General features: G+C 68.4%; 1 pseudogene. It reads left to right on the top strand.

Annotated elements, in window-relative coordinates:
- A pseudogene (locus U5775_RS39110) lies at nucleotides 1-414 on the top strand (adhesin); the annotation flags it as partial.

Below are 414 nucleotides of genomic sequence, written 5' to 3'. Positions count from 1 at the left end.
GGCAGCAGGCGCGGTCAGCGCGGGCAGCACGGACGCGGTGAACGGCGGCCAGCTTCACAGCGTGGCCAGCTCGACGGCCAGCGCGCTGGGCGGTGGTTCGACGGTCAACGAGGATGGTTCGATCACGGGTCCGTCGTATGTGGTGGGTGGCCAGACGTTCAGCAACATCGGCGATTCACTGACGAACGTGGACGGCCGGGTGAGCGATCTGACCGACGAGCTCAACAGCGGCTCGGTGGGTCTGGTGCAGCAGGACGCCGTCACGCGCAACATCACGGTGGCGAAGGACGCGGACGGAACGACCGTGGACTTCACGGGTACGGCGGGCAGCCGCGTGCTGACCGGTGTATCGGCCGGCGCGGTGGATGCAGCGAGCCTGGACGCAGTGAACGGTTCGCAGCTCTTCGCCACGGC

Source organism: Paraburkholderia sp. J63 (assembly GCF_905220245.1).
Classification (GTDB): Bacteria; Pseudomonadota; Gammaproteobacteria; order Burkholderiales; family Burkholderiaceae; genus Paraburkholderia.
The sequence above is the reverse complement of the archived record's forward strand: the minus strand, read 5'-3'. Positions and strand labels throughout refer to the sequence as shown.